This window comes from Massilia sp. FBCC-B171, from assembly GCF_059134155.1.
The window spans coordinates 1,797,502-1,823,427 of sequence record NZ_CP101443.1; the positions used below are offsets into that span (position 1 = coordinate 1,797,502).

Below are 25,926 nucleotides of genomic sequence, written 5' to 3' on the forward strand. Positions count from 1 at the left end.
ATCCCGCGGGGCAAGCACGATAGTGAAATTGATGATCTTGCGGTTCACATTGGTGTAGAATTATTACTTCACAATACGTATTCAGGCCCCTGCGCAATTGGCAAACCGGGTCTCCAGCGATGATCGATGACGAAACCAGTACCTGTTCGATCCTTCTGATCGACGACGAACCCTTTGCCCAGCAGATCATCGAGCATGGCCTGAAAACCTGTGTCAAGCATGTGCTGCGCTACGAGTCCAGTCCCGCCCGCGCGGTCGACCTGGTGCGCGAACTGGACATCACCGTGGTGCTGGTCGATTTGCGCATGCCCGACCTCGACGGCTTCGAATTCACGCGCCGCCTGCGGGCCGACCCCGCCACCGAACACGTCCCCGTCATCATGCTCTCCTCGGAAGACGATCCCGAGGTCAAGGCGCAGGCCTTCGCCGCGGGCGTGAACGACTACATGGTGAAATGGCCCGATCCGCGCGAGCTGGTGGCGCGGGTGCAGTACCACAATGCCGCCTGTATCGCCCGCCGCGAGCGCGACGCCGCGTTTGCGTCGCTGCGCGTCTCCCAGCAGCAGCTGGCCGCGAGCGAGTCGGCCCTGCACCAGGCGCAGAAGATGGAAGCCATCGGCCAGCTGACCGGCGGCGTGGCCCACGATTTCAACAACGTGCTGCAGATCATCGGCGGCAACCTGCAGCTGCTGAAGCTCGTCGGCGGCCTGAACGAAGCGGCGCGCACCCGCGTCGAAATGGCGCTGGCCGGCGTCGAGCGCGGCGCCAAGCTGTCCTCGCACCTGCTCGCTTTTGCGCGCCGCCAGCCGCTGCAGGCGGTCGTGCTCAATCCCGGCCACCTGCTGCGCCAGATGGACGACATGATGCGCCGCGTGCTCGGGCCGAATGCGCGCATCGTCACCGATATCGACCCCTCGCTGTGGAGCACGGTCGCCGATCCGGACCAGCTTAACAACGTGCTGCTGAACCTGGCCATCAATGCGCGCGACGCCATGGCCGGCAGCGGGACGCTCCTGATCCGCGCCAGCAATGCCGGCGGCGTGCCGCCCGCACCGGGCGGGGTGCTGCCGCCGGGGATGGCCGCGGGCGAGTATGTCGTCATCGAAGTGGCCGACACCGGCAAGGGCATGCCGCCGGAAGTGCTGCAGCGCGCTTTTGAACCCTTCTTCACGACCAAGCCGGTCGGGCAGGGCACGGGCCTGGGCCTGTCGATGGCCTACGGCTTCGTCAAGCAGTCGGGTGGTGAGCTCGTGCTCAGCAGTGAAGTGGGGCGCGGCACCAGCGTGCGCATCTTCCTGCCGCGCAGCGAGACCGAGGCCGTGCAGCCGGAACCCCAGGCCGAGGTTCCGCTATGTGGCGGGCTGGAAACGATCCTGGTGGTGGAAGACGAGGAAGACGTGCGCAGTTCGACCTGCGCGATCCTGTCCGCGCTCGGCTACCAGGTGCTCGAAGCGAGCGACGCTGCCGGCGCGATTGCCCTCATCGAGAGCGGCCGCCACGTCGACCTGGTGTTTACCGACGTGATCATGCCGGGACCGGTGAGCAGCCTGCAATTGGGCGAAGCGGTGCGCGCACGGCTGCCGCATGCGCAGATTTTATATACCTCGGGTTATGCCGAAGGCGTTTTGGCACACGAAGGCAAGGTCAGCGCGTCGGTGCACCTGCTGCAGAAACCCTATCATCCGGACGCGCTCAGTGCGCGCATCCGTCACTTGCTGCGGCGCGGGCGCCAGCCCGGCGCGCAGGGCAGGGCTGGCGCGTCGAACGACGCAGCGACGTCCGCTCAGTTCGGCGGGATGTAGCGGAACGAACCCGGTGGCGGTTCGTTCAGCACCGCCCAGAAAATCCCCAGGTCCGCGATCGCGCGCACGAATTCCTTGAAGTCGACCGGCTTGACGACATACGCGTTCACACCCAGCTCGTAGCTGCGCACCAGGTCCTGTTCTTCCTTTGATGAGGTCAGCATCACGACCGGCATGCTTTTCAGGCTCGCCGTGCCGCGGATCGTGGCCAGCACTTCCAGCCCGTCCACCTTCGGCAGTTTCAGGTCGAGCAGGGTGACGGCAGGATTGCCTTCCGGGCGTTCGGCAAATTCGCCGCGGCGCAGCAGGTAGTCGAGGGCTTCGGCGCCGTCGCGCACGACCACGACTTCGTTGGCGAGCTGGCTGCGCGCCAGGGCGACCAGGGTCAGTTCGAGGTCGTGCGGATTGTCTTCGACCAGCAGGATGGGTTTTAACATGATGAGCTTCGCTGTTGCGATGAAGGTGCGAGCGTGCGGGGAATGCTGAACGAGAACGTGGCGCCCTGGCCTTGTACCGAGTTGGCCCAGACGCGCCCGCCATGGCGCTCGACGATGCGGCGCACGTTGGCCAGGCCAATGCCCGTGCCCTGGAAGTCTTCCATCCGGTGCAGGCGCTGGAAGACGCCGAACAGCTTGTGCACGTAATCCATGTTGAAGCCGGCGCCGTTGTCGGCGATGTGGAACACGGTGTCCTTGTCGACCTGTTCGGACCAGATGCGGATCTGCGCCGGATCGCGCTGGGCGGTGAACTTGACCGCGTTCGAGAGCAGGTTCTGCACCGCCAGGTGCAGGAAGGTCGGGTCGGCCGTCACGCGCGGCAGCGGGGCCAGGTCCCATTCGATGTTGCGGCCGGCCGTATCGGGGGCCATCTTGTCGATGCAGGATGCGACCAGCCGCGCCATGTCGACGTCGACCGGGCGCAGGGCGGCGCGGCCCATCTGCGAGAAGCTCAGCAGGTCGTCGACGAGTTTGCCGGCCAGGCGCGCGGACTCCTTGATGTTGGTGAGGAAGCGCTGGCGCATGGTCGTGTCTTCGCTGCCGGCCGACTCGAGCAGCAGGTCGGAAAAGCCGACGATGTGGCGCAGCGGCGCGCGCAGGTCGTGCGAGACCGAATACGAGAAGGCTTCGAGTTCCTTGTTGGCGCGGCCGAGTTCTTCGGCCAGTTCCGCCATCTGCTCGGCGCGCTCGAGGGCGATGCCGAGCAGGGCGCTGCGGAACTCGCCAGCCAGTTCGATCTCGGCGATGTGCCAGGGCAGGCTGACGCCGTGGATCACCTCGCGCCAGGCGGCAAAGCTGGTGCGCGGGGTCAGCTGCGCCATGGAGCCCTGCGCTACTTCCTTTTCGTGCGGATTGCCGGCCCATTCGATGGTGTGCACCACTTCGGGACGGAACCACAGCAGGTAGTGCTTGTGCACGCGCGAGATCGGCATCGCCAGCAGGCCGCTGGCATTGCGCGTGAGCGCCGCCCCTGGCGGGTAGGCCAGCGCCAGTTCGTCGGTGTGGAAGATCTCGCTGCCGTGGCCCTGCAGTTCGAGCCAGGCCACCAGGTCTTCGATGGCGGAAACGTCGGGGGTATCCCCATAGGTCAGGACGCGTTCGCCGGCCACGATGGCGACTCCGCCCGCGCGCGCGAAGCGCAGCAGCTCGGGGAAGGCACCGGCCATGTTCTCGATGACGTCGGCGCCCTTGGTGAGGTTGCCCAGCATTGCGACCATCATGCGCCGCACTTCGAGGCGGAACTGCAGTTCGGTTGCGTCCTCGCGCGATTCGATGCACAGCGCCAGCACCTGGCCGAGCTGCTCGCAGGCAGTGCGCTTCTCGAAAGGCAGCGGGCAGGGGGTTTCGTTATGGCAGGAGATCAGGCCCCAGAGTTTGCCCTTGACCATCAGCGAGACCGACATCGAGGCCAGCGTGCCCATGTTGCGCATGTATTGCAAATGCACCGGCGAGACGCTGCGCAGGGCGGCAAACGACAGGTCGTTGCGCGCCTTCGTGACCGGATTGTCGGCCGGGACCAGCGGGACCGGGGTGTAGTTCGCGTCCTGGATCAAACGGATACGCGAGAGCGCATACAGCTCGCGCGCCTGGGCCGGGATGTCGGTGGCCGGGAAGCGCTGCCCCATATACGAGTGGTAGTCGTCTTCTTTCGACTCGGCCAGCACGTGGCCATGGCCGTCGCGGTCGAACTGATAGACCATCACGCGGCCGTAACCGGTGACCATGCGTACCTGGTGCGCCGCCAGTTCGGCCAGCGACTCGACGGACCGGCTCTCGTTCACCTTCAGCATGAAGTCGCCGAGCAGCGGGTAGAGCTGGCGGAAATCGAGCGCCTCGGCACGGTCGGCGGCCTCGAACTCGAGCACGACGACGCCGTCCCAGGCATGGCCGAGCACGTCGAAGTGCTGCTCGCCGCCGATGGCCAGCGTGCACAGGTAGAGTGGCCGGTTGCCCAGCTTGTCGCCTGCCAGCTCGGGCGCCAGCTGCTCTGCCGCGGCGCTGCCGATCACCTCGGCCAGCGGCAGGCCGCAGGCAGATTGCGCCTCGACGCCGATCCAGCGCGCCAGGTTGGCGCTGGCCTGGAATACCTCGCCCGCTTTCGAGACGGTCAACAGGAAGCCGTGCGGCTGGATGCTGCCGGGGGTGCGGATCGGTTCCCGGTCACAGCCGGACAGGTCGAGCGGTGCGGTGGGGGTTGGAGTCATGAGGCGCGGACGTGGGTACGGCAGGGTTACAAAAGCGTTATTCTAGCGTGAAAGGCAAGGGCGGATGCGTCACTTTTTGCCCCGTCCCGCCAGCCTTGCCAGGTGGAGACGAACGGCAAGCTTTTTGAGCCGATCGGCGCTTGACCGTTCGGCAAGAGCATGGATCTGCTGGCAAGCTTCGCGTGGCAGGGAGCGGCCGTTTCGGTTTATGATGGGACGTTAACCGCTACCCTAACCGATCGAGTCCATGAACAATCGCGTCGCCCCCAAGAAGCTGACCGACGAACAGCGCTTCCAGTACCTGATCTCCGGAATCAGCGATTACGCGATCTACATGCTCGACCCCGACGGCCACGTCAGCAGCTGGAACGCCGGCGCTCAGCGCTTCAAGGGCTACCTGGCGCCGGAGATCCTGGGCGAGCATTTCTCGCGCTTCTATACGCCCGAGGACCGCGCCTCCAGCCTGCCGCAGCGGGCGCTGGCCACCGCCCTGGTCGAGGGCAAGTACGAAGCCGAAGGCTGGCGCATGCGCCAGGACGGCACGCGCTTCTGGGCCAGCGTCGTGATCGACCCGATCTACGACGAACAGGGCACGCTGCTGGGCTACGCCAAGATCACGCGCGACATCACCGACAAGCGCCAGGCCGAGCAGGCGCTGCGCGCCAGCGAGGAACGCTTCCGCCTGCTGGTGCAGGGCGTGACCGACTATGCCATCTACATGCTCTCGCCGGAGGGCACGGTCAGCAACTGGAACGTCGGCGCCGAGCGCATCAAGGGCTACCAGGCCGACGAGATCGTGGGCCAGCATTTTTCGCGTTTTTACACCGAGGAAGACCTGGCCGACGGCAGGCCGCAACGGGCGCTCGACACCGCCGCTCGCGACGGCCGCTACGAGGCCGAAGGCTGGCGCCTGCGCCGCGATGGTACCCGCTTCTGGGCCCACGTCGTGATCGACGCCATCCGCGACGACATGGGCGAACTGATCGGCTTTGCCAAGATCACGCGCGACCTGACCGAGAAAAAGAAGGCCGACGCCGCCCTGGCCGAGGCGAATGCGGCGCTGTTCCAGGCGCAGAAGATGGAATCGATCGGCCAGCTCACCGGCGGCATCGCGCACGACTTCAACAACCTGCTGTCGGTGCTGGCCAGCGGCCTCGAAGTGCTGGCCCTGGGACGCGGCGGCAACGCCGACAGCAAGACCTACGAGAGCATGCGCCGTGCGGTCGACCGCGGCGCCACGCTGACCCAGCAACTGCTGGCCTTCGCGCGCCAGCAGCCGCTGCAGCCTGAAACGCAGAACGTGAACCGCCTCATTTCCGGTTTCGAATCGGTGCTGCGGCGCGCCGTGAATGCCGCCATCGATTTCCAGGTGCGGCTCGACCCGCAGGTGCGCAGCACCGTCATCGACAGCGCCCGTTTCGAGTCGGCGATTTTGAACCTGGTCGTCAACGCGCGCGACGCCATGCCTGAGGGCGGCCACCTGCAAATCGAGACGGCCAACATCGAACTGGCCAATCGCGAAGTGCGTGGCCTCGCGCCTGGCCCCTATGTGCGGGTGACGGTCACCGACACCGGCACCGGCATGTCGCCCGAGACGGTGACGCGCGCGTTCGAACCCTTCTACACGACCAAGAAGGTGGGCAAGGGGACGGGCCTGGGGCTGTCGCAGGTCTACGGCTTCATCAAGCAGTCCGGCGGCGAAGTCGTGATCGGCTCTTCGCCCGGCGAGGGCACGGCAATCTCCATCTTCCTGCCGTCAGCGCCCGGCCAGGATGGCGAGGCGGCGCCCAAGAACAGCGCCGAGCTGGTCCTGATCGTCGAGGACGAACCCGACCTGATGGACGTGGCCGCGGCGCTCTACATCAGCATGGGCTATGACGTTGTGAACGCGTCGAGCGGCAACGAGGCGCTGCAGCTGCTGGCCAGCCGCCCGGTCGACATCCTGTTCACCGACATCATCATGCCGGACGGGATGAACGGCCTGGCGCTGGCGAACCATACGCGTGCGCATTACCCGCATGTGAAGATCATCCTGGCCTCGGGCTATCCGCTGCCGGCGCTCACGCTGGCCGACGCCAACCTGGACGATTTCGCCCTCGTCGGCAAGCCCTACCGCCTGGCCGACCTGGCGCGCGCCTTGCGCACCGCGGTGTAAGGCGGCCGGCCATGGCCCTGCATATCGCCACGCCGCTGCTGGCCTCAACCGCTTTCCCGGGCGCGCGTGTCTGGCTGAAGATGGAAGCGCTGCAGCCGAGCGGCTCGTTCAAGCTGCGCGGCATCGGCCACGCCTGCGCAACCCATGCGGCACGTGGCGCCCGGCGCATCGTCGCTTCGTCCGGCGGCAATGCGGGACTGGCGGCGGCCAATGCCGGACGCCGGCTCGGCTTGCCGGTGCTGGTCGTGGTGCCGGAAACGACGAGCGAACGCGCGCGTTCGCTGCTGGCGCGCGAAGGCGCCGATGTGCTCGTGCACGGCCTGTCCTTCCAGGAAGCGAACGCCCACGCACAGTTGCTGCTCGGCGCGCACGACGCTTTTATTCACCCCTTCGACGATCCGCTGCTGTGGGAGGGACACGCCGGCATGATCGACGAGGTCGCGCAGGAGGGCGTGCGGCCGGACGCGGTGGTGCTGGCCGTCGGCGGCGGCGGGCTGCTCAGCGGCGTGGTGGCGGGCTTGCGCAGGCAGGGCTGGAACGATCTGCCCGTGTTCGCGGTCGAGACGGTGGGCGCGGATTCGTATGCGCAGTCGCTGGCGGCGGGGGAGCGGGTTGAACTGCCAGCGATCTCCAGCATTGCCACCTCGCTGGGGGCGCGCAAGGTGTCGCAGCATGCGTTCGAATTGGCGCGGACGCATCCGGTCAGGCCGGTCGTGGTGACGGACCGCGAGGCCGTCGCCGCTTGTTTGCGTTTCATGGATGATCATCGGGTGGTGGTGGAGCCGGCTTGTGGGGCGGCGTTGGCGCTGGCTTACCAGGCCGATGGGCCGCTCGCCGGGTTCGAGAATGTGCTCGTGATTGTTTGCGGGGGCGCTACGGCGACCGTGGCGCAGTTGCAGGCGTGGGATCTTCAGCTTCGTTAAGCGAAGGCGCCAATGCGGGAGGAGTGGCGCTGTTGCGTGTGCCGTGCGTGGTTCGTTTCGTCCGCGTGGGCACGGGGTGCCCACCCTACGGTCAACGTTAACTGCGAGATCATACGAGACCCGATACGTAGCGTGTCCCGTAGGGTGGGCACCCGTGCCCACGCGGATTCAAACGAGCGATAGCAGAACAGGCGACAGCCCCACATCCCGTCGCTCACAGCCCAAACAAAATATCGCTGACCCGCTCATAAATCACGTCCGCCGACGGCCCCTTGTTCGGCCAGTTCAACACGTCGAAGTGGTCATACCCCCGGTAAGTCCCCAAATAATTCCAGCTCCCCTTGACCGGCACGCCATCGAAATCGCGCACCGGATGTCCCGCCGGCGCGCGCATGCTGGCCGTGTTGACGACGCCGTCGTTGGCAAACCAGTTGCGGTCGATGCGCACCCGTCCCGGCGTGTCCTGGGTATAGCCGCCCATCCCGTGCTGCAGCATCGACGGCACGATCCATTCGCCGGCATAGCTTTTGTAATAGCTGAACATGTCCTCGCGCGGGTACTGGTAGTAGCGGTTCTGCAGCGGCGCGATCATCCGGTCGGTGCCGTTGCAGCACAGGGCGCCCGCTTCGGTGGCCTGGGTGCCGATCGAAAAATAATAGACGGCGGGCGAGGTGCGCGCCCAGGCGTTGAAATTGCGCGCGCCGTCAGGGGCGAGCTCCCAGTTGGCGAGGTCGGCCAGGAACCAGTCGCGCAGCGGCGAGCGCAGCTCGGGCAGGATGTCGAGGACGGCGTCGCGCAGGGTGGTGCCGTTGTGCGGCGTCGAGATCGTGGTGACGCTGCGGATCCAGCCGGTCTTGCCGCCGCGGTAGAGCTCGCCATTGCCGGCGTTGACGTCGCCGTGCTCGAGCAATTCGACCAGCGCCCGGATCGTGGTGCCGCCCTGGCTGTGGCCGATCATGTGCAGCGGATGCTCCGCGTCCCAACCGGGGTGCAGCGCGAGCGGGTAGCCTTGCGGATTGTTGGCCGGGTCGGCTGCCCAGCATTTGATGGTCTTCGCCGTGCCGTCTGTCTCGATGCGCCCGGCCCCGTAATCGACGCAGCCGCCCTTGAGCTGGGCGTACAGCTCGGCGGCGCGCTCGCGGTTGCTGGAGATGGCGCCGACGACGGCGGTGTAGACCATGTGCGGGCCCTTGTAGGTGCGCAGGTGGGCGGCGACGTCGCCCTTGCCGCCCCAGTACAGGAAACCACTGCGCGGGAATTGCTCGGGACCGAAACCGAGGAAGCCGTGCACCAGCACGACCGGATCGTTGTTCGCAGCGCGGGCGGGGCTGGCCAGCGCCAGTAGCAGGCTGCACGCAGTGAAGACGGTCCGGAAAAAGCGCGGCATGGAAACACTCCGAGAGGTCGAGTGTTCGATTGTCGGAGCTGAGCAGGAGGACGAGTTTGCGCCAGGTCGAGCCTGGGCGGGGAAAGCAAGCGCGGCGCACCAATATGGTGCGCCTTCGGCTTGACGAAACGAATTATTTTGCCGTCGGGACCGTGTTGGCTGCGGGCACAGTACTACCGACCGCGCCCGGCGCACTCGCATCTGCCGGCGCTGCAATCGCTGCCGTCATGCTGGCCTTGTCGGCGGCATCGATACGATTGCCGTTCCAGACGATGTAATCGTCGATCGAATACAGCTTGCACGGCTGGCTGCTTTTCGCGGAACAGGTAGCCAATGCGCGCGCATCCGGCGCTTCGCCTTCCTCGGCCCAGGTCCAGGCGCCGCTCGGCGAGACGGCAAAGGCGCGCGGGGTCAGCTTGGTGAGATAGTCGGCGTAGGCGCGGCGGCCGTTTTCCGACAGGAAGGGCACGGCGTCGACGTCCTCCAGTTTGGCGAACTCGGTGCGCGGCGGGGTCGGTGGCGGCGGCACGCTGTGGACGACCTCGGTCGGCATGCCGACGCTTTTCAGGAAGCGCACGGTGTCGTCCAGCCAGATTTTTTCGCCGTCGCGGCTGGCCAGCATGCCGTGGGCGTCGCGCTTGAACGAGGGGAACTCGACCAGGCGCGCCTTGCCGCCGGCCTGGATGAAGGCTTCGTGCAGGCGGTTCGCCAGGTCCGGGCCGAACAGCGAATCGTTCTCGCCATACATCCACAGGCTCGGCACGCGGCTGTTGGCGCCGTACTCGGCAAAGGCCGAGACCAGCGCCGAGCGCCAGGCGCAGCGGTCGCTGTCGTCGCGCAGGCCGCCCGCGAAATTGATCAAACCGCGCACGCCGGGCAAGTCCTGGGTGCCGAGCGCCATCGTCGCCAGGCCGCCGTAGGACTGGCCTGCCACGACGATGTGCCTGGCATCGATCCAGGTCTGGCTGCGCGCATACTCGATCGTCGAACGGATGTCGTCCGCCTGCAGGTAGCCATTGGCGGTCATGTCGCAGCCGCGGTCGCGGTAGCGCCCGGTCGAGTTGGCGAAGCCCTGGCGCATCGGCACCATCACCGCATAGCCGCGTTTCACGAAGGCGGTGGCCATGTGATAGAAGCGGTCGCGCGGCTGGGAACTCGGGCGTCCCGGGTCCTTGCCATGGTTGATCACGAGCAGCGGGAAGGGGCCGGGACCGTTCGGACGGAACACGGTCGTCTCCAGCATGGCGCGGTGTTCCAGCCCGCCCGGCACCTGCACGATCTGTTCGTTCATGCGGTAGTCGAGCTCGAGTTCCTGCTGGATAGCGATGCCCGGCAGCATGACCAAACTGGCGAGCAGTGCGGTGGTAATCTTGCGAACAGAGGGACGAACTCTAATCATGGGAAACTCTGGAATGCCTGCCGGTGCGACAGAATTGCTGGAAGGAATGAATTGATTCTAGGCACCTCGCAAGGCCAGAGCAATATCCGTTTAGGCAATTCCAGAGCTAAATTTTTGTGTGTGGCAAAGATGCTCATCTACATCAATAATGAACACGGGCGAGCGCATGCCGCAGCGATAAATAAGCGTGGGCAAGCGGGCAAGATTGCCGTTTTTTCAGCGCTCGCCGCGGCGCCGGCGGGCGTCCGGCAGGCTAGTTGCGGGGAGGCCCCGCCACCATAGGGACAAGGCCTGCGATTTCGGAACCGGCTCCTGATCCTGGTTGTCGCCATCCTCGTGCCGGCCTTCATCGGCGCGGCGCTGGCGGTGGCCTATGTCTACGTCGAACAACAAAAGGACCAGGAGCGCGGTGTCGCGGAAACCGGTCACGCGTTTGCGTTGCTTATAGACAAAGAGATGCGGCATCAGGAAGGCATCCTGCGCACGCTGGCGGTCTCGCCGGCGCTGCAGGAAGGCGACATGGACGAGTTTTATGCGCACGCGCGGCGCGCGGCCGAGGGCGTGGGCGCGGTGGCGATTCTTTACGACATGGTGGGCAAGACGGTCCTGAATACGCGGCGTCCGTTGGGCAGCATCGTGCCGGGGCGCGACCGTCCAACCTGCCGGCGCTGAGCGCGCGCTTCGGCGCGGACAATACGCTGGTCTCCGACATCTTTTATGCGCCGCCGGTGCGCCGTTACGATTTCATGATGCAGGTGCCGGTGCGCGTCGAGGGCCAGGTGCGCTACCACCTGCTGCTGGGCCTGCACGTCGGCATCGTCCAGCAACTGCTGGCGCGCCAGCAGTTTCCATCGACCTGGATCGCTACCTTCGCCGACCGCAATGGCCGGATCGTCGCCCGCTCGCGCGATGCCGCGCAATATGTCGGCAAGCTGCTGCGTGAGGAAACCCGGCAGCGCATCGGCGCAGCCCAGGGCGCTGTCGCTTTCGACGGTCACACCCTCGACGGCGTCCCCGTGCGCGCCCTGGCCAGCATGGTGCCGAACATCGGCTGGAAGGTCCTGATCAGCATCCCGACGGCCGAGCTGCGCCGCGTGCCGATCGAAGCGGCGGCGCTGCTGGCCGGGATCATGGCCGTGCTGCTGGTGGCGGCCGTGGCGGCCGGGCGCTGGTTCGCGCAGCGGGCCACGGCGCCGATCGAATACCTGGGGCGCTGCGCAGACCGCCTCGGCAATGGCGAAGAGGTTGCCTACCATCCCCACGGGCTGGAAGAAATCGACAACGTCGCGCGGCGCATGACCGAAGCCAGTAAGCAGATCCGCCGTTCGCAGCGCGAGCTCGAGCAGCGCGTGAACGAGGCGATCCGCGCCACCGAGCAGGCCCAGGGCGCCTTGCTCAAGAGCCAGCGCCTGGAGTCGCTCGGGCGCCTGACGGCCGGCATCGCCCACGAATTCAACAACCTGCTGCAAACGCTCACCACCGCGCTGCAACTGGGCGCGATGCTGGCCAAGGACCCCAAGCTGCAAGGCCTGATCGACACCTGCAAGCGCACCGTCGGGCGCGCCACCAAACTCACCGGCCAGCTCGGCTCCTTCGGCCGGGTGCAGGAAGGGCGCCTGCTGACGATCGACCCGCTGCTGCAGCTGGAAAGCGCGCTGCAGCTCATTCGCGGCGGCGTCGGCGAGACCGTTGCCATCGACACCGACTTCGCGCCCGACCTGTGGCCCGTGACGGTCGAGCCGCTCCAGTTCGACCTGGCCTTGCTGAACCTGGCGATCAATGCCCGCGACGCGATGGAGGGCGGCGGCATCCTGCGCATCTGCGTGCGCAACGCCACCCTGAACGCGCCGCCCCAGGGCCTGGCGCCGGGCGACTACCTGCATTTGACTGTCATCGACACCGGCATCGGCATGTCGCCCGAGGTGCTGGCGCACGCGCTCGACCCCTTCTACACGACCAAGGCGCCGGGCGAGGGCACGGGCCTGGGCCTGCCGCAGGCCTATGCCTTCGCCACCCAGGCGCACGGATTATTGACGATCGACAGCGCGCCGGGACGCGGCACGCGCGTGCACATCTACCTTCCGCGCGCCGACGCCACGCCGGCGCCGGCCGTGCACGAGGCGCCGGCGGTGCTCGGCCAGGCCAGCGGCAGCGTGCTGTTCGTGGAAGACGACCCCCTGGTGCGCGAAGCGGTGGCCGGCGGCCTGCGCCAGGCCGGCTTCTCGGTGCGGGTGGCCGAGAATGGCGACGCGGCGCTGGCGCTGCTTGACGGCGGACTTGAGGTCGACGTCGTGTTCTCCGACGTCGTCATGCCGGGCGGGATCAGCGGGATCGACCTGGCGCGCGCCGTGCGCCGCCGCTGGCCGCAGCTGCCGGTGGTGCTGGCCACGGGTTATACCGAGCGCCGCGTGGCCCTGCCGAACGTGCCGATCCTGGCCAAGCCCTATGACATCGCCCAGGCGGTCGGGCTGCTCGGCGGCCTGGTCCCGCAGGAGTAACCCGGCGGCAAGGCGGCGCGGCGGGCGGCGCGACTTCACTAGAATCGGCAGCGGGGCTATTCCCGGATTTGTCGCGAGGAGATTGGCATGGTCAAGGTAGCGGTAATTGTCGGCAGTACCCGTCCCGGGCGCAAGGCGCTCGATGTGGCGCGCTGGGTGATGGAAACGGCAGTCAAGCGCAGCGATGCGACCTTCGAACTGGTCGACCTGCAGGATTTCAGTTTGCCGCTGCTGGACGAGCCGGTGCCGCCCGCGATGGACCAGTATTCGAAGCCGCACACCATCGCCTGGGCCGAAAAAATCGCGCAATTCGACGGCTTCGTGTTCGTCACGCCGGAATACAACCACGGCATCCCGGGCGCGCTGAAGAACGCCATCGATTTTCTCTATAAAGAATGGAACAACAAGGCGGCCGGTTTTGTCAGCTACGGAAGCGCGGGCGGCACGCGCGCGGTCGAAAGCCTGCGCCTGGTGATGGGCGAACTGATGGTGGCCGACGTGCGCGCCCAGGTGATGCTGTCGCTGTTCACCGACTTCGAAAAGATGTCGGTCTTCAAGCCGGCCGCGCACCACGCCAAATCGGTCGATGCGATGCTCGAGCAGGTGGTGGCCTGGAGCCGGGCGCTGGCGCCGCTGCGGCAAAGTCCTGGCTGATACAATCGGCGCCTTTTGCGCGCCCTTTCGATGACCGTGTCTTCTCCCCGCCGTAGTACATGCGCGGCTTGCCTGCGCGCGCAATCGGCCTGCATCTGCGCCTGGGTGCGGCCGCTCGCGCTGCCGGCCGGGCTCCTGATCCTGCAGCATCCGCTGGAAGTGGCGAACGCCAAGAACAGCGCGCGCCTGCTGCACCTGTGCGTCAGTGGCAGCCGGCTGGCCGTAGGCGAAGCGTTCGAGGCAGCTACGCTGGACGCCTTGCTTCACGCCGACGGCCGCACCCCGGTGCTGCTGTATCCGGAAACGCCAGGGGCGAATGCCGCGGCCGCAGACAGTTTGCCCCCGCCGGAGCAGCTCTTGATCGTCGTGCTCGACGCCACCTGGCGTAAAAGCCGCAAGATGCTGCACCTGAATCCCGCCTTGCAGCGCCTGCCGCGCCTGGCGCTGGTTGACATGCCGGCCTCCGGCTACCGCATCCGCAAGGCCCACGCCGCGGACCAGCTGTCGAGCCTGGAAGCCGCCGCCCACGCCCTCGGCCAGGTCAGCGGCGACATGGCGGCCGTCACGCCGCTCTTCGATGCGTTTGACGGATTCGTGCAACAACAGGCCGCTTTTGTGCCTGCGCACGCCCCGCGCACGCGGGAGGCTTGAGTTCAAACCCGGGGCGGCGTACCATACTGTATAAACATACAGTATAAGGTGTCTTTATGGAACTCCGCGAGCGAACGATCGACCGGGAATACAGTGCCGAGCAGGCCATGCTGCCGCCGCGTCCACTCGCGGCGCGCAAGGGACGCGGCGCCGTATCGAACATGCAGGGCCGCTATGAAGTCAACGGACGCGAAGCCTTCGAAGACGGCTGGGAGCCCGGCATCGAGCTCGGCGACGCCGCCCCCTTCAAAACCCAGGTGACGGACGAGCTCGCGAAGAGCATCCTCTCGCGCAATGCCTCGCCCGACATCCCTTTTAATGTGTCGCTCAACCCCTACCGCGGCTGCGAGCATGGCTGCATCTATTGCTTCGCGCGGCCCACGCACAGCTACCTCGGCCTGTCTCCGGGGCTCGACTTCGAAAGCCGGCTCTTCGCCAAGGTGAACGCCGCCGAGCTGCTGCGCCGCGAGCTGGCTCATCCTGGGTACAAACCCGAGCACATCGCCATCGGCGTGAATACCGACGCTTATCAACCCTGCGAGCGCGAGTACCGCCTGACGCGCCAGGTGCTGGAAGTGCTGAGCGAATGCCAGCACCCGGTCGGCATGATCACCAAGTCCTCCCTGATCGAGCGCGACATCGACCTGCTCGCGCCCATGGCGGCCAAGGGCCAGGCCTGCGCGGCGATCACGCTCACCACGCTCGACTCTGAAATCTCGCGCACGCTGGAGCCGCGCGCCGCCGCTCCGGCGCGGCGCCTGCGCACCATCCGTACCCTGACCGAAGCCGGCATTCCGGTGAGCGTGAGCGTGGCGCCGATCATTCCCTTCGTTACCGAGCCGGAGATCGAACGCATCCTCGAAGCGGCGCGCGACGCCGGCGCCGTCAGCGCCCATTACACCGTCCTGCGCCTGCCTTTCGAGGTCAATCCACTGTTCCAGCAATGGCTGGAAACGCATTTCCCGGAACGGGCCCAGCGCGTGATGAACCGCGTGCGCGAAATGCGCGGCGGGAAGGATTACGACAGCGATTTCGGCAAGCGAATGGTGGGAGAGGGCGTATGGGCCGATTTGATCCGCCAGCGCTTCACCAAGACCGTCGAGCGGCTGGGATTGGGCAAGCTGGGCAGCCGCTTCGAACGGCTGGATAACTCGCAGTTCCGGCGGCCGCTGGTGGTGCCGGCGGCGGTTGGCAAGGCGGGCAGCAAGAAGGCGGGGCAGCTGGATTTGTTCTGAAGGCAGGCGCTGCCCGGGCGTGAGCGCCGGCCAGCGTTTAACAGGGGTTACTGTCCCAGGCAGATCACCTTGGTCGCGTATTCCTTCGCATTGCTCTTCTTGCTGGCGGCCCAGTCCATGACTTCCTGGGCTTCGTCCACCGTCATGATGGTGGCCTTTTCCTTGTTCTTGATGAAGGAAACGCCTTCGAACTTGCCTTCCTTGCTGCGCATGACCTTGGCAAACACGGGCGGCTTCTTGTCGCCGTCGGCAATCTTGTTTTGTTGAACGAGGTAACGCTGATCTTTGGTGTCCATATGAGCATTGTATAAATGAGAGTCCAGGCCGCATTGTAAGGCCTGCCGCATCCGGCGCGATGGCGCGGCTCGCTGCGCAATGCGGCGGACGCAGGCTCAGCTCTTGCTGAGCTCCTCAAGATGCCGCTCGATCTCATACACATGCGCATCGTCCTTGCCGAGCGCACGCAAGGCCCTGGCCAGTTCCAGCAGGTATTCGCTATTCGGCCCGCTCGGGCCGCGCGCGCCGGCAATTTGCTGCGCGATCTCGCGCTCGGTCGCCGGTCCCAGGAAGGCGGCGTTCTCGTGTGTCGCGATATAGACCAGTCCCTCCACGCTGCCGCCATCATCGAAATGAATGTCGATCGCCAGGCGCAGGTAGCCATTCTTTTCGCGGTGGTCGAGGTGGGCGAACTCTTCGGGCGTGACCAGGTAGGCCATGCCGTGGCAGACGGCGCCGGGTTCGGGCACCAGCGTCACGACGCGTCCCGGCGCGGTCTCGGTGCCGCGATGGTCGTGCGAGCCTTGCCAGAAGCGGCGTGTCCAGCCCGCGATGCTGGCCGGGCGCCGTTCGAGGAAAGGGAAGTCAGCCTTGAAGATCAGCGAGCCGTAGCCGAACAGCCAGACTTCATGGTGGCCGTCGAATTTGTCCATGCGCTGGTTGATGGCGATGGTGTTGTGGGACATCCGTGCTGCTCCTGCAAATGCAATGCGCCGATTCTATCCCGTCACGCCGCCGGCTGGCCTCTAGCCTGGCCGCGCATGGCGTCCACATACGGAAACAGGAAATCGATGAAGCTTTCGGCCGCCGGGGAGAGCGAGCGGCTGCTGCGCGTGTAGACGAAAAAGCGGCGCGTCAGGCGCGGTTCCTCGAGCGGGCGCATATGCAGCTTGTGCAGGCGCACCAGCGGCTCGGCATACGGCAGGCAGACCGTGATGCCGAGCCCGGCGCTGACCATGGCCAGCGCGGTCGTCATGAAGGTCACTTCGTTGGCGGGTTTCAGGGGCACTTCGCGCAGCAAGGCCTGCATGTCGGTCAGCAGGCGGTGGGTGAATTGTCCCTGCAGGGCGATGAAGGGGTAGCGCGCCACGTCCTGCCAGGTGACGCGCTCGTTCGCCTCCAGGGGGTGGCCCTGCGGGAAGACGAGCGAGAAGGGCATCTCGAACAGTTCGCGCGCTTCCAGCTGGGGGAGGGCTTCGCGTTCCGGGCCGATGCCGAAATCCGATTCGCCCGAGAGCACGCGCGCGATCACGTTGTCGACGGCGCAGTCGGCCACCCGGACATCGATGTCCGGAAAATCGGCACGGTAGGCGGCCACGGCTTCGGGCACCAGGGTGCAGCACATCAATTGCGGCGCGGCGATGCGCACCACGCCTTTTCGCAGCTGCGTATGGTCCGCCACGTTCGCCAGCGCACCGTCGAGGTCATCGATCATCTGGCTAAATAGCGGATACAGCTCGCGGCCGATGTCCGTCAATACGATGCGCCGCGTGGAGCGGTCCACCACGCGCGCACCGAGCGTCTGTTCGAGCTCCTTGATCAAACCCGACAAGGCCGATTGTGTGACGTGCATGTACTGGGCGGCCGACGTAAAGTGTCCGGTCTTGGCGAGCGCCACGAACGCACGCATCTGGCGCAGGGTTGGATTCATAAGATAGTCCGATAAATCGGGCGAAAAATATTGTTTGTATGATAGTCCGAATTCATTTTTAATGGCGGCAACAACGCATCGATGCAACCATCAGACGAAGGAAACGCCATGAAACTCGCCACACTCAAGATTGGCGGCCGCGACGGTACGCTGGTCGTCGTCAGCCGTGACCTCGTCACCTGCCAGGCCGTCCCGAAAATCGCGCGCACCCTGCAAGCTGCGCTCGACGACTGGGATGCCGTCAAGCCCCAGCTCGAGGCCGTCTACAGCCGCCTGAATGCCGGCACCGCCGACAAGGCCGAATCCTTCATCGACATGGAGTGCCATTCGCCGCTGCCGCGCGCCTACCAGTGGGCCGACGGTTCGGCCTACATCAACCACGTCGAACTGGTGCGCAAGGCGAGGAATGCCGACGTGCCGGCCTCCTTCTATACCGATCCGCTGATGTACCAGGGCGGCGGCGATTCCTTCATCGGCCCCTGCGATGCGATTGCCGTCCTGAGCGAGGACTGGGGCGTCGACCTGGAAGCGGAAGTGGCGGTCGTCACCGGCGACGTGCCGATGGGCGCCAGCCTCGAGCAGGCCGCAAGCGCGATCCGCCTCGTCATGCTGGTCAACGACGTTTCGCTGCGCAACCTGATTCCGAACGAACTGGCCAAGGGCTTCGGCTTTTACCAGTCCAAGCCGGCCAGCGCGTTTTCGCCGGTCGCGGTCACGCCCGACGAGCTTGGCGCCGACTGGCGTGACAGCAAGCTGTGCCTGCCGCTGCTGGTCACGATCAACGACGAACCCTTCGGCAAGCCGAATGCGGGCGAAGACATGACCTTCAGCTTCGCGCAACTGATCGCGCATGCTTCCAAGACACGCGAACTGGGCGCCGGCAGCATCATCGGCTCGGGCACGGTGTCGAACAAGCAGGGCGGCCTGCACGGGTCCTCTATCGCCAACGGCGGCGTCGGCTATTGCTGCCTGGCCGAAGTGCGGATGTACGAAACCATTGAACATGGCGCGCCGAAAACGCCATTCCTGCGCTTCGGCGACAGCGTGCGCATCGAGATGCTGGACGCCGCCGGAGAGAGTATTTTTGGTGCCATCGACCACGAAGTGGCGCATTACCATGGCGCGCACCACCACGGGAGGAAAGAATGAAGCTCTATACCTATTTCCGCAGCTCCGCCGCCTACCGGGTGCGGATCGCCCTGAACCTGAAGGGCCTGGGCTACGAGGCCATCCCCGTCCACCTGCTGAAAGACGGCGGCCAGCAGCGCCAGGAAGAATACCGCCGCATCAATCCGAGCGGCCTGGTCCCGGCCTTCCAGGACGAGCGCATCACGCTGACGCAGTCGATGGCGATCATCGAATACCTGGAGGAACGCTTCCCGGCCGTGCCCCTGCTGCCGCAGGACGTCGCCGGCCGTGCCAGAGTCCGCGAGCTGGCGCAGATCATCGGCTGCGACATCCACCCGCTGAACAACCTGCGCGTGCTGCGCCACCTGGTGCACGAGTTCAAGGTTACCGAAGAGCAGAAGACCGCCTGGATCCGCCACTGGATCAGCGAGGGCCTGGCCGGCCTGGAAGCCCACCTGGCGCGCGACCCGGCCGCCGGCCCGTTCTGCCACGGCCAGTCGCCGACGATCGCCGACTGCTTCCTGGTGCCGCAAGTGTTCAATGCGCAGCGTTTCGACATCGATATCGCTGCCTACCCGAACATTGCACGCATTTATGCGCTGTGCGTGGACATGCCGGCCTTCGCCGGCGCGCATCCGTCGAAGCAGCCGGACGCGGAGTAAGCGGCGCAATGACAAACGGCGGACGCTTTCGAGCGTCCGCCGTTTTCTATTCAAGCGCCGGTGCGAACGCCTTAGGAACGGTCCGGTTCCGACGGCGACGAGATTTCGTCGAGCGCGAGGTCGACGTCGGCTGCATCGCTGGTGGCCACGTCGCCCAGCGAGACGATGCCGATCACCTTGCCGGATTCATCGACCACCGGCAGGCGGCGGATCTGCACGTCTCCCATCTGGCCCAGCACGTCGTCGATGCTCTGGCTGGCGGTGCAGGTGCGCACGTCGGTGCTCATCACGTCGGTGACTTTCGTCGAGCGCGGGTCCTGGCCGATGGCCACCGAGCGCACGGTGATGTCGCGGTCGGTGATCATGCCGACCAGCTTGCCGTTGTCGAGCACGGGAATGGCGCCGACGTTGAGTTCGTCCATCAGCTGGGCGGCGCGTTGCACGGTGTCTTGCGATGCGACGGTTTGCACGTCGCGGGTCATGATGTCCTGGATCGTTTGCATATGCGGTTTCCTTGGTCTGGTTATTTATGGAAGAGCTGTCAATATGCCTTGATTCCCGAAACTGCCCCGTTTGATTGACGCCCGGAATGTTAGCGGCGAGCCAGCCGCGGCCGCGCTACAATTTCGGCTCTTTTTCGCTACCTTCACCCATGACCACTTCCCCGATTCCCGAGGCGATTCTCCGGGCGCTCGACCTGGCCGACCCGTCCTGGCGCCCCCACTTGCTGCGGGGCCTGGACGCGGTGGCCGCCGCCAATCCCGGCTACCTGCCGGCCCTGGCCGCCGACGATTACCTGCCGACCCAGGGCCGCCTGTTCGCCGCCTTTGCCCAGCCCCTGGACAGGGTGCGCTATGTGCTGGTGGGGGAGGGGCCGTATCCGCGCGCCGACAGCGCGACCGGCGTCTGCTTCATGGATGGCGCCGTCGGCGAACTCTGGAGCGAGGCCGGGTTGTCAAAGCCCGTCAACCGGGCGACCTCGCTGCGCAACTTCATGAAGATGCTGCTGGTGGCGGACGGGCAATTGCAGCTTGAAGACACCGGCGGGGCGGCCATGGGGCCGGTGGCGCTTGCCGCGCGGGCGAACGGCTCGATCCAGACCCTGACGCAGCTGCAGGACAACCTGACGGCGCAGGGTTTTCTGCTGCTGAACGCGGCGCTGGTGTTTCGCAAGCACGTGGCGCCGGTGGTCGACGCGCGCGCCTGGCTGCCGTTCTTGCAAACGGTGCTGGCCGTGCTGGCCGAACGCTCTGAACCGCCGACGCTGGTGTTGTGGGGGAAGATTGCGGAGCAGCTGCGTAAGCTGCCGGAGACGGAAAAACTGCCGCAGGTGCTTGCGGAGCATCCGTATAACCTGAGTTTTATCGGGCACCAGGGGATGCAGCGGCTGTTTGGGCCGATGCAATTGCTGCGGTTGCGATAGAGAAGCGTCGCGTGGAGCGATGAAATGGGCTATTCGAGCCCTCGAAAACGCCCCGCCGGACACCTCCCGGTTTTGGACCCCTCCAAGACAAGCCCCACCGAATTTGCTATACTTGACTAAATCGTTCAACTAATCAGGTCCGCACTGCAACACGCGAAGACTTGCTGAAATGAACAAGGGCAATATTTTAACATTACCGGGGTTGTGATGCGTCTGACCACCAAAGGCCGTTTTGCTGTTACTGCGATGATCGATCTTGCCATGCGTCAAGGCAATGGTCCCGTCACGCTGTCGGGCATCAGCCAGCGCCAGGCCATTTCGCTGTCCTACCTGGAGCAGCTGTTCGGCAAGCTGCGCCGCCACGAGATCGTCGAATCGATCCGCGGCCCGGGCGGCGGCTACAGCCTGGCGCGTCCGGCGGACAAGGTGACGGTGGCCGACATCATCATCGCCGTCGACGAGCCGCTCGATGCGACCCAGTGCGGCGGCAAGGAAAACTGCCACGGCTCGGACGCCGCCAGCGGCACCCGCTGCATGACCCATGAGCTGTGGACCACGCTCAACGCCAAGATGGTCGACTATCTCGATTCGGTCTCGCTGCAGGACCTGGTCGACCAGCAGAAGCAAAAAGAACAGAACGTCGTCGTGGTGCACCGTACGCCCGTCGCCGCGAGTGTACAAAATTAAGCACAAAACCGAACCTGGAGTGAACAGATGAACGCGCCTTTGGACAAAAAAATCGAGCAGAGCTTCGTGACTGCGCCGCATTTCCCGATTTACATGGATTACTCGGCGACGACGCCGGTCGACCCACGCGTGGCCGACAAGATGATCCCTTTCCTGCGCGAGCAGTTCGGTAACCCGGCATCGCGCAGCCACATGTACGGCTGGTCGGCCGAGGCTGCCGTCGAAGAAGCGCGCGGCCACGTCGCCGCCCTGGTCGGCGCCGATCCGCGCGAAATCATCTGGACCTCGGGCGCGACCGAATCGAACAACCTCGCCATCAAGGGCGCGGCCCAGTTCTACAAGAGCAAGGGCAAGCACATCATCACGGTGAAGACCGAGCACAAGGCCGTGCTCGACACCGTGCGCGAGCTGGAGCGCGTCGGCTTCGAAGCCACCTATCTCGAGCCGCAGGACAATGGCCTGATCACGATCGAGCAGCTGGCAGCGGCCATCCGCCCGGACACGATCCTGGTCTCGGTCATGCTGGTGAATAACGAGATCGGCGTCATTCAACCGATCGACGAGATCGGCGAACTGTGCCGCTCGAAGGGCATCATCTTCCACTGCGACGCCGCGCAAGCGACCGGCAAGGTCGAGATCGACCTGGAAAAGACCAAGTGCGACCTGATGACCTTCACCGCGCACAAGACCTATGGTCCGAAGGGCATCGGCGCCCTGTACGTGCGCCGCAAGCCGCGCGTGCGCCTGGAAGCGCAGATGCACGGTGGCGGCCATGAGCGCGGCCTGCGTTCGGGCACGCTGCCGACCCACCAGATCGCCGGCATGGGCGAAGCCTTCCGCCTCGCGAAAATCGAGATGGACGACGAACTGGTGCGCGTCAAGGCGCTGCGCGACCGCCTGGCCAAGGGCCTGATGGAGATCGAAGAGGTCTACATCAACGGCGACATGGAACACCGCGTGCCGCACAACCTGAACGTCTCGTTCAACTATGTCGAAGGCGAGTCGCTGATCATGGCGATCAAGGACATCGCCGTGTCGTCCGGTTCGGCCTGCACCTCGGCCAGCCTGGAGCCATCCTACGTGCTGCGGGCTCTCGGCCGCAGCGACGAGCTGGCGCACAGCTCGATCCGCTTTACCATCGGCCGCTTCACGACCGAAGAAGACATCGACTTCACGATCGACCTGTTGAAATCGAAGGTCGGCAAACTGCGCGAACTGTCGCCCCTGTGGGACATGTTCAAAGAAGGGATCGACATCAGTTCGATCCAATGGGCAGCCCACTAATTTCAGAATTCTAGGAGCATCAAAATGGCATATTCGGACAAAGTACTCGACCACTACGAGAACCCACGCAACGTCGGCGCTTTCGACAAGGGTGACGAATCGATCGGCACCGGCATGGTCGGCGCGCCGGCCTGCGGCGACGTGATGAAGCTGCAGATCAAGGTCAACGACCAGGGCCTGATCGAAGACGCAAAGTTCAAGACCTATGGCTGCGGTTCGGCCATCGCATCGAGCTCGCTGGTGACCGAATGGGTCAAGGGCAAGACGCTGGACCAGGCACTGGCCATCAAGAACACGCAGATCGCCGAAGAACTGGCCCTGCCGCCGGTGAAGATCCACTGCTCGATCCTGGCGGAAGACGCGATCAAGGCAGCGGTCGCCGACTACAAGACCAAGCACGCAACCGTATAAATCGTTAGACCTGAGCAGGAGAGGAACGCATGGCAATTACACTGACCGAAAAAGCGGCGAGGCACATCACCCGCTACATCGAGCGCCGCGGCAAGGGCCTCGGGCTGCGTTTCGGCGTGCGCACCACCGGCTGCTCGGGTCTGGCCTACAAGCTGGAGTATGTCGACGAAGCGGCGCCCGAAGACAACGTCTTCGAGTCCTTCGGCGTGAAGGTCTTTGTCGACCCGAAAAGCCTGGCCTATATCGACGGCACGGAACTCGATTTCGCCCGCGAGGGTCTGAACGAAGGCTTCCGCTTCAACAACCCGAACGTCAAGGACAATTGCGGTTGCGGCGAGAGCTTCCGCATCTGATCTGATGCAGAATCACTTCGACCTGTTCCAGCTGCCGGCGCGCTTCGACGTCGACATGGCCGCGCTCGACGCGGCCTATCGCGAAGTCCAGGGCCGCGTGCACCCGGACCGCTTCGTCAACGCGACGGACGCCGAAAAACGCGTCGCCATGCAATGGGCCACGCGCGCCAACGAAGCCTACCAAACGCTGAAGAACCCGCAAAAGCGCGCGCAATACCTGTGCGAACTGAACGGCGTCGATTTGCAGACCGAATCGAACACGGCGATGCCGATGGCCTTCCTGATGCAGCAGATGGAATGGCGCGAAGCGCTCGGCGAGGCGCGCGCGCAGAAGGACGCCGATGCGCTCGACGCACTCGACAAGGACCTGCGCATGGAACGCGCGGCGCTGCTGGAGCAGGTCGGCAAGGAGCTCGACGCCGGCGATTTCCAAGCCGCCGCCCAGGGCGTGCGCTCGCTCATGTTCCTCGATAAATTCGGGGGCGAGGTACAGTACGCGTACGAGGCGATCGAAGGTTAAAAACTTCGCTGGCTCGAAGCGCAGGGACGTAGGGTGGGCGGCGGTGCCGCCCACGCGTTCGACCGGCGTATGCATTGTGCAATCGGCCACCGCACCACACAAAACAACAACCAGGTAACACGAACATGGCACTTTTGCAGATTTCCGAACCCGGCATGTCGACCGCACCGCACCAGCACCGGCTGGCGGTGGGCATCGACCTGGGCACCACCAATTCGCTCGTCGCCACCGTCCGCAGCGGCAGTCCTGAAGTGCTCAGCGACGACGAAGGCCGTTCGCTGCTGCCATCGGTCGTGCGTTACCTGGCCAACGGCAATGCCAACATTGGCCACAAGGCGCAAGCCCATCGCACCACCGACCCGAAGAACACCATCGTCTCGGTAAAACGCTTCATGGGCCGCGGCCTGAAGGACATCGCCCACGCCGAAAACCTACCCTACGACTTCGTCGACGGCGAAGGCATGGTCCAGATCCGCACCGTGGCCGGCGTGAAAAGCCCGGTCGAAACCTCGGCCCAGATCCTGGCAACCCTGCGCCAGCTGGCCGAAGACTCGCTGGGCGACGACCTGGTCGGCGCGGTGATCACCGTGCCAGCCTACTTCGACGACGCCCAGCGCCAGGCCACGAAGGATGCGGCCCAGCTGGCCGGCATCAACGTGCTGCGCCTCCTGTCCGAACCGACCGCCGCAGCGATTGCCTACGGCCTCGATCACGCCTCCGAAGGCGTGTTTGCCGTGTATGACCTCGGCGGCGGCACCTTCGACATCTCGATCCTGAAATTGTCGAAAGGCGTCTTCGAAGTCCTGTCCACCGGCGGCGATTCGGCCCTGGGCGGCGACGACTTCGACCACCGCCTGTTCTGCTGGATCAACGAACAGGCCAAGCTCTCGCCGCTGTCGGAAGAAGACACCGCGACCCTGATGGTCAAGGCGCGCCAGGCCAAGGAACTGCTGTCCTCGAACGACGAAACGACGATCGACGCGGTCCTGAACTCGGGCGAACTGGTGCACGTGAAGATCTCCGCGCATACCTTCGCCGAGATCACGAAGCACCTGGTCGGCAAGACCATGAACGCGATCAAGAAGGCCATGCGCGACGCCAGCGTGTCGGTGGAAGACGTCGACGGCGTGGTGATGGTCGGCGGCGCGACGCGCATGCCGCACGTGCGCCGCGCGGTCTCGGAGTTCTTCCACACCATCCCGCACGCGAACATCGACCCCGATAAAGTCGTGGCGCTGGGCGCCGCGATCCAGGCGAACCTGCTGGCCGGTAACCGCGCCTCGGGCGACGACTGGCTGCTGCTGGACGTCACGCCGCTCTCGCTCGGCATCGAAACCATGGGCGGCCTGGTCGAGAAGATCATCCCGCGCAATTCGACGATCCCTTGCGCGCGTGCGCAGGAGTTCACGACCTTCAAGGACGGGCAGACCGCGCTGGCGGTGCACGTGGTGCAGGGCGAGCGCGAGCTGGTGTCGGATTGCCGTTCGCTGGCGCGTTTCGAGCTGCGCGGCATTCCGCCGATGGCAGCCGGCGCGGCGCGGATTCGCGTAACGTATCAAGTCGACGCCGATGGCCTGCTGTCGGTCGCCGCGCGCGAGACGCGTTCGGGCGTGGAAGCGTCGATTACCGTGAAGCCGTCCTACGGCCTGGCCGACGACGAGATCGCACGCATGCTGCAGGATTCGTACAGCTCGGCGCAAGTGGACATGCAGATGCGCGCGCTGCGCGAAGAGCAGGTTGAGGCCGACCGTATTTTGCTGGCGACGCAGTCGGCTTTGGACTCGGACAGCAATTTGCTGGACGAGGCCGAGCAGTCGGCACTGGCGACATTGGTGCAGGGCGTGCGCGATGCACTGGATCGTTCGAACGATACGAACGTCGAGCCGGGTGCGCGCCAGAGTGCCTTGCACGACGCCGTCCAGACCCTCGCGCACGGCACCGACGAATTCGCCGCGCGCCGCATGGACAAGAGCGTGCGCCAGGCGCTGGCCGGCAAGTCGCTGGACGAAATCTGATTTTGTAGGGTGGGCACTTGTGCCCACGCGGTACGGCGCTTATGCGGTGTTTGCGCACCCATCGATTGTGCGACCCGCCTACCGCGTGGGCACAGAGTGCCCACCCTACAA

Annotated in this window: 25 protein-coding genes; 17 read left to right on the top strand and 8 right to left on the bottom strand. The window is 65.3% G+C overall.

The features are described 5' to 3' along the window. Nucleotides 1-119 precede the first annotated feature (119 nt). A complete protein-coding gene (locus NMB41_RS08130) occupies nt 120-1,802 on the top strand; it encodes a response regulator (protein ID WP_494381960.1) in 1,683 nt (560 codons plus the stop codon). Here the strand turns inward: NMB41_RS08130 and NMB41_RS08135 are convergent. Then, nucleotides 1,784-2,239 (bottom strand): response regulator, encoded by a 456-nt coding sequence (locus NMB41_RS08135; RefSeq protein ID WP_494381961.1) that lies wholly within the window; start codon nt 2,237-2,239, stop codon nt 1,784-1,786. The two genes, NMB41_RS08130 and NMB41_RS08135, sit on opposite strands and share 19 nt — an antisense overlap. After that, entirely contained in the window at nt 2,233-4,503 is a 2,271-nt protein-coding gene (locus NMB41_RS08140; RefSeq protein WP_494381962.1) for an ATP-binding protein, read from the bottom strand. Before NMB41_RS08140 ends, NMB41_RS08135 begins: the two co-directional genes overlap by 7 nt. 247 nt (nt 4,504-4,750) lie before the next feature. Here NMB41_RS08140 and NMB41_RS08145 point away from each other — a divergent pair, with 247 nt between their 5' ends. Together NMB41_RS08145 and NMB41_RS08150 are read left to right on the top strand one after the other, a co-directional pair. Further along, nucleotides 4,751-6,658 carry a hybrid sensor histidine kinase/response regulator gene (locus NMB41_RS08145; RefSeq protein WP_494381963.1) on the top strand — a complete coding sequence of 636 codons (1,908 nt, stop codon included), beginning with the start codon at nt 4,751-4,753 and terminating at the stop codon, nt 6,656-6,658. 11 nt (nt 6,659-6,669) lie between these two features. After that, entirely contained in the window at nt 6,670-7,581 is a 912-nt protein-coding gene (locus NMB41_RS08150) for a pyridoxal-phosphate dependent enzyme (RefSeq protein WP_494381964.1), read from the top strand. A 214-nt stretch (nt 7,582-7,795) separates the two neighbouring features. Here the strand turns inward: NMB41_RS08150 and NMB41_RS08155 are convergent, their stop codons facing one another. Further along, on the bottom strand, nt 7,796-8,968 hold the full coding sequence (locus NMB41_RS08155) for an esterase/lipase family protein (protein WP_494381965.1): 1,173 nt from the start codon (nt 8,966-8,968) through the stop codon (nt 7,796-7,798). Between the two features lie 133 nt (nt 8,969-9,101). Continuing rightward, nucleotides 9,102-10,367: a dienelactone hydrolase family protein gene (locus NMB41_RS08160; RefSeq protein ID WP_494381966.1), complete on the bottom strand. Its 1,266-nt coding sequence runs from the start codon at nt 10,365-10,367 to the stop codon at nt 9,102-9,104. Between the two features lie 336 nt (nt 10,368-10,703). Here NMB41_RS08160 and NMB41_RS08165 point away from each other — a divergent pair, with 336 nt between their 5' ends. The 5 genes from NMB41_RS08165 (at nt 10,704) to NMB41_RS08185 (ending at nt 15,405) form a co-directional block, all read left to right on the top strand. Next, the gene (locus tag NMB41_RS08165; RefSeq protein ID WP_494381967.1) at nt 10,704-11,039 is read left to right on the top strand and encodes a hypothetical protein; all 336 of its coding nucleotides are present in this window, start codon (nt 10,704-10,706) and stop codon (nt 11,037-11,039) included. 56 nt (nt 11,040-11,095) lie between these two features. Next, nucleotides 11,096-12,865 (top strand): hybrid sensor histidine kinase/response regulator, encoded by a 1,770-nt coding sequence (locus tag NMB41_RS08170; RefSeq protein WP_494381968.1) that lies wholly within the window; start codon nt 11,096-11,098, stop codon nt 12,863-12,865. Nucleotides 12,866-12,952: 87 nt separating this feature from the next. Next, nucleotides 12,953-13,519, top strand: coding sequence for an NADPH-dependent FMN reductase (locus NMB41_RS08175; RefSeq protein ID WP_494381969.1), 567 nt, complete (start codon nt 12,953-12,955; stop codon nt 13,517-13,519). A gap of 30 nt (nt 13,520-13,549) precedes the next feature. Further along, on the top strand, nt 13,550-14,170 hold the full coding sequence (locus NMB41_RS08180; RefSeq protein ID WP_494381970.1) for a tRNA-uridine aminocarboxypropyltransferase: 621 nt from the start codon (nt 13,550-13,552) through the stop codon (nt 14,168-14,170). 107 nt (nt 14,171-14,277) lie between these two features. Beyond that, a complete protein-coding gene (locus tag NMB41_RS08185; RefSeq protein ID WP_494382811.1) occupies nt 14,278-15,405 on the top strand; it encodes a PA0069 family radical SAM protein in 1,128 nt (375 codons plus the stop codon). A gap of 47 nt (nt 15,406-15,452) precedes the next feature. Here NMB41_RS08185 and NMB41_RS08190 read toward each other — a convergent pair whose 3' ends face one another. The 3 genes from NMB41_RS08190 to NMB41_RS08200 all read right to left on the bottom strand — a co-directional run bounded on the left by NMB41_RS08190 (nt 15,453) and on the right by NMB41_RS08200 (nt 17,332). Continuing rightward, nucleotides 15,453-15,701: a hypothetical protein gene (locus NMB41_RS08190; protein ID WP_494381971.1), complete on the bottom strand. Its 249-nt coding sequence runs from the start codon at nt 15,699-15,701 to the stop codon at nt 15,453-15,455. 96 nt (nt 15,702-15,797) lie between these two features. Next, nucleotides 15,798-16,367 carry a gamma-glutamylcyclotransferase gene (locus NMB41_RS08195; protein ID WP_494381972.1) on the bottom strand — a complete coding sequence of 190 codons (570 nt, stop codon included), beginning with the start codon at nt 16,365-16,367 and terminating at the stop codon, nt 15,798-15,800. Nucleotides 16,368-16,408: 41 nt separating this feature from the next. Then, nucleotides 16,409-17,332, bottom strand: a complete 924-nt coding sequence (locus NMB41_RS08200) for a LysR family transcriptional regulator (protein ID WP_494381973.1) — start codon at nt 17,330-17,332, stop codon at nt 16,409-16,411. Between the two features lie 108 nt (nt 17,333-17,440). Between NMB41_RS08200 and NMB41_RS08205 the strand changes: the two genes are divergently transcribed. Together NMB41_RS08205 and maiA are read left to right on the top strand one after the other, a co-directional pair. Continuing rightward, a complete protein-coding gene (locus tag NMB41_RS08205) occupies nt 17,441-18,481 on the top strand; it encodes a fumarylacetoacetate hydrolase family protein (RefSeq protein WP_494381974.1) in 1,041 nt (346 codons plus the stop codon). Then, on the top strand, nt 18,478-19,122 hold the full coding sequence (maiA, locus tag NMB41_RS08210) for a maleylacetoacetate isomerase (RefSeq protein ID WP_494381975.1): 645 nt from the start codon (nt 18,478-18,480) through the stop codon (nt 19,120-19,122). The genes NMB41_RS08205 and maiA overlap by 4 nt, the downstream gene beginning before the upstream one ends. A gap of 71 nt (nt 19,123-19,193) precedes the next feature. Here the strand turns inward: maiA and NMB41_RS08215 are convergent, their stop codons facing one another. Continuing rightward, nucleotides 19,194-19,625, bottom strand: a complete 432-nt coding sequence (locus NMB41_RS08215) for a CBS domain-containing protein (protein WP_494381976.1) — start codon at nt 19,623-19,625, stop codon at nt 19,194-19,196. Between the two features lie 149 nt (nt 19,626-19,774). Between NMB41_RS08215 and NMB41_RS08220 the strand changes: the two genes are divergently transcribed. From NMB41_RS08220 to hscA, 7 genes are all read left to right on the top strand, one after another. Continuing rightward, the gene (locus tag NMB41_RS08220; protein ID WP_494381977.1) at nt 19,775-20,545 is read left to right on the top strand and encodes a uracil-DNA glycosylase family protein; all 771 of its coding nucleotides are present in this window, start codon (nt 19,775-19,777) and stop codon (nt 20,543-20,545) included. Nucleotides 20,546-20,752: 207 nt separating this feature from the next. Beyond that, nucleotides 20,753-21,232 (top strand): Fe-S cluster assembly transcriptional regulator IscR, encoded by a 480-nt coding sequence (gene iscR, locus NMB41_RS08225; protein WP_494381978.1) that lies wholly within the window; start codon nt 20,753-20,755, stop codon nt 21,230-21,232. Between the two features lie 27 nt (nt 21,233-21,259). Continuing rightward, a complete protein-coding gene (locus NMB41_RS08230; RefSeq protein ID WP_494381979.1) occupies nt 21,260-22,516 on the top strand; it encodes an IscS subfamily cysteine desulfurase in 1,257 nt (418 codons plus the stop codon). Between the two features lie 24 nt (nt 22,517-22,540). Next, nucleotides 22,541-22,927, top strand: a complete 387-nt coding sequence (iscU, locus tag NMB41_RS08235; RefSeq protein WP_494381980.1) for a Fe-S cluster assembly scaffold IscU — start codon at nt 22,541-22,543, stop codon at nt 22,925-22,927. A 29-nt stretch (nt 22,928-22,956) separates the two neighbouring features. Further along, nucleotides 22,957-23,280 (top strand): iron-sulfur cluster assembly protein IscA, encoded by a 324-nt coding sequence (gene iscA, locus NMB41_RS08240; protein ID WP_494381981.1) that lies wholly within the window; start codon nt 22,957-22,959, stop codon nt 23,278-23,280. Between the two features lie 4 nt (nt 23,281-23,284). Continuing rightward, nucleotides 23,285-23,800 (top strand): Fe-S protein assembly co-chaperone HscB, encoded by a 516-nt coding sequence (gene hscB / locus NMB41_RS08245; RefSeq protein ID WP_494381982.1) that lies wholly within the window; start codon nt 23,285-23,287, stop codon nt 23,798-23,800. A gap of 125 nt (nt 23,801-23,925) precedes the next feature. After that, a complete protein-coding gene (gene hscA, locus NMB41_RS08250) occupies nt 23,926-25,815 on the top strand; it encodes a Fe-S protein assembly chaperone HscA (RefSeq protein ID WP_494381983.1) in 1,890 nt (629 codons plus the stop codon). Nucleotides 25,816-25,926: the final 111 nt, after the last annotated feature.

What these genes read in the sequence shown, in the direction of transcription:
- NMB41_RS08130 (WP_494381960.1), top strand. Translation starts at nt 120, where the DNA reads ATGATCGATGACGAAACCAGTACCTGTTCGATCCTTCTGATCGACGAC.
- NMB41_RS08135 (WP_494381961.1), bottom strand. Translation starts at nt 2,239, where the DNA reads ATGTTAAAACCCATCCTGCTGGTCGAAGACAATCCGCACGACCTCGAA.
- NMB41_RS08140 (WP_494381962.1), bottom strand. Translation starts at nt 4,503, where the DNA reads ATGACTCCAACCCCCACCGCACCGCTCGACCTGTCCGGCTGTGACCGG.
- NMB41_RS08145 (WP_494381963.1), top strand. Translation starts at nt 4,751, where the DNA reads ATGAACAATCGCGTCGCCCCCAAGAAGCTGACCGACGAACAGCGCTTC.
- NMB41_RS08150 (WP_494381964.1), top strand. Translation starts at nt 6,670, where the DNA reads ATGGCCCTGCATATCGCCACGCCGCTGCTGGCCTCAACCGCTTTCCCG.
- NMB41_RS08155 (WP_494381965.1), bottom strand. Translation starts at nt 8,968, where the DNA reads ATGCCGCGCTTTTTCCGGACCGTCTTCACTGCGTGCAGCCTGCTACTG.
- NMB41_RS08160 (WP_494381966.1), bottom strand. Translation starts at nt 10,367, where the DNA reads ATGATTAGAGTTCGTCCCTCTGTTCGCAAGATTACCACCGCACTGCTC.
- NMB41_RS08175 (WP_494381969.1), top strand. Translation starts at nt 12,953, where the DNA reads ATGGTCAAGGTAGCGGTAATTGTCGGCAGTACCCGTCCCGGGCGCAAG.
- NMB41_RS08180 (WP_494381970.1), top strand. Translation starts at nt 13,550, where the DNA reads ATGACCGTGTCTTCTCCCCGCCGTAGTACATGCGCGGCTTGCCTGCGC.
- NMB41_RS08185 (WP_494382811.1), top strand. Translation starts at nt 14,278, where the DNA reads ATGCTGCCGCCGCGTCCACTCGCGGCGCGCAAGGGACGCGGCGCCGTA.
- NMB41_RS08190 (WP_494381971.1), bottom strand. Translation starts at nt 15,701, where the DNA reads ATGGACACCAAAGATCAGCGTTACCTCGTTCAACAAAACAAGATTGCC.
- NMB41_RS08195 (WP_494381972.1), bottom strand. Translation starts at nt 16,367, where the DNA reads ATGTCCCACAACACCATCGCCATCAACCAGCGCATGGACAAATTCGAC.
- NMB41_RS08200 (WP_494381973.1), bottom strand. Translation starts at nt 17,332, where the DNA reads ATGAATCCAACCCTGCGCCAGATGCGTGCGTTCGTGGCGCTCGCCAAG.
- NMB41_RS08205 (WP_494381974.1), top strand. Translation starts at nt 17,441, where the DNA reads ATGAAACTCGCCACACTCAAGATTGGCGGCCGCGACGGTACGCTGGTC.
- maiA (WP_494381975.1), top strand. Translation starts at nt 18,478, where the DNA reads ATGAAGCTCTATACCTATTTCCGCAGCTCCGCCGCCTACCGGGTGCGG.
- NMB41_RS08215 (WP_494381976.1), bottom strand. Translation starts at nt 19,625, where the DNA reads ATGCAAACGATCCAGGACATCATGACCCGCGACGTGCAAACCGTCGCA.
- NMB41_RS08220 (WP_494381977.1), top strand. Translation starts at nt 19,775, where the DNA reads ATGACCACTTCCCCGATTCCCGAGGCGATTCTCCGGGCGCTCGACCTG.
- iscR (WP_494381978.1), top strand. Translation starts at nt 20,753, where the DNA reads ATGCGTCTGACCACCAAAGGCCGTTTTGCTGTTACTGCGATGATCGAT.
- NMB41_RS08230 (WP_494381979.1), top strand. Translation starts at nt 21,260, where the DNA reads ATGAACGCGCCTTTGGACAAAAAAATCGAGCAGAGCTTCGTGACTGCG.
- iscU (WP_494381980.1), top strand. Translation starts at nt 22,541, where the DNA reads ATGGCATATTCGGACAAAGTACTCGACCACTACGAGAACCCACGCAAC.
- iscA (WP_494381981.1), top strand. Translation starts at nt 22,957, where the DNA reads ATGGCAATTACACTGACCGAAAAAGCGGCGAGGCACATCACCCGCTAC.
- hscB (WP_494381982.1), top strand. Translation starts at nt 23,285, where the DNA reads ATGCAGAATCACTTCGACCTGTTCCAGCTGCCGGCGCGCTTCGACGTC.
- hscA (WP_494381983.1), top strand. Translation starts at nt 23,926, where the DNA reads ATGGCACTTTTGCAGATTTCCGAACCCGGCATGTCGACCGCACCGCAC.